Source organism: Rhodococcus sp. C3V (genome assembly GCF_029269915.1).
Lineage (GTDB): Bacteria > Actinomycetota > Actinomycetes > Mycobacteriales > Mycobacteriaceae > Rhodococcus_F > Rhodococcus_F qingshengii.
In genome coordinates this window covers 1-969 of record NZ_JARJBE010000060.1, presented here as the reverse complement: position 1 = coordinate 969, position 969 = coordinate 1, and the positions used below count along the sequence as shown (strand labels likewise).

1 pseudogene is annotated in these 969 nt (G+C 58.9%); it reads left to right on the top strand.

Going from position 1 to position 969, the window contains the following annotated elements:
- Nucleotides 1-114: 114 nt before the first annotated feature.
- Nucleotides 115-969, top strand: a pseudogene (locus P3G66_RS31790) (leucine zipper domain-containing protein); the annotation flags it as partial.

Genomic DNA, 969 nt, shown 5'->3' with positions numbered 1-969 from the left:
CTAGTTGTTGTGGGTTTGGACGTTGCTGACGCTGGATTGAAGTAGATGGGCTGGTCCTTCGCGGCAGGATGTAAGTTGCGAAACAGACCATCAACAGCAAAGGGAGCAGCGCGTGTGGCACACCGTAATGCCCCTCTGACTGTCGAGGGAACGACGACTCTTCGAGCGGTGCCAGAGTCGTCCGATCGCCCACGTCGCCGCCGAAATGGGCATCTCCCGCCAATGCGCCTCCACGTGGGTCAACAGGTACCGCAAGTATGGTGTCCTGGGATTACAGGACCGCTCCAGCACCCCCGAACCATCAACCCACAGCCCCATCAGCAGAGATAGTGGCCGAGATCGAAGCGATGCGCCGGACCCGGAAATGGTCGGCCTCGAGAATCACGTTCGAACTCCGAATGGATGGAACGGTCATTGCTCGCCGGACGGTCACGAAACTCCTGCGGAATTTCGGTCTCAATTGTCGCCGGTTCATCGACCCGAATGGCGAAACGAACCGGAAACCGCAGGTCATCATTGCGAAACGGCCCGGTCAGATGGTGCACGTCGATGTGAAGAAGTCGGCCGCATCCCTGACGGCGGCGGATGGCGCGTCCACGGGCGAGGGTCCGAGCAGGCCAAACGATCCCAGCGTCGGAAAACGAAAAACAAGCAGGGCCGCGTCGGGTACACCTATTTGCATTCCGCGATCGACGGGAATACCCGCCTGACATAGACTGAAGCACGCGATGACGAAACCGCAGCAACAGCCATCGATTTCATTGACAACGCGTTTTCTTCGCCGCCCACGGTATCGACTGTCGAGCGGGTGATCACCGATAACGGATCATGCTATCGGGCAGCAGATTTCACGGCCTCACTCCGCGATGCGCGGCGTTACCGCATTCGGCCGTACACACCGAAACACGACGGAAAGGTCGAACGGTACAACCGCATCCTCGCCGAAGAGTTGCTCTACTCGCGAATACA